At 56.1% G+C, this 255-nt stretch carries 1 pseudogene; it reads left to right on the top strand.

Annotation, left to right across the window (positions count from 1 at the left end):
* A pseudogene (locus AACY49_RS31590) lies at window positions 1–255 on the top strand (IS110 family transposase); the annotation flags it as partial.

The raw sequence follows: 255 nt of genomic DNA, 5'->3' as shown, positions 1-255 counted from the left end.
AGCCTTGGTTCAGGCGCGGGTCGGCCTGGTGCAAAGCTGGGCGAATGAGCCGCTGTTGAAGACAGCTTTCGCCGAGCAAGTGAAATCCATGCAGCAGCTTGAGGCGCTGGTCGAAAAGACGATTAATAATCATCTGAAGGAAGCCGGCTTGCTCGGTCAGTTGAAGCGTTGCGTGAAAGTTGAAGGCATTGGATTTTTGACCGGAGCCCGCTTGCTCACGGCGTTTCAGCGGGGCGACTTCAGAAACGCGGATGC

This window comes from Pseudomonas sp. EL_65y_Pfl2_R96 (genome assembly GCF_963970905.1).
GTDB lineage: Bacteria > Pseudomonadota > Gammaproteobacteria > Pseudomonadales > Pseudomonadaceae > Aquipseudomonas.
Note: the sequence above shows the minus strand (reverse complement) of the source record. Positions and strands in the feature narration are given on the sequence as shown.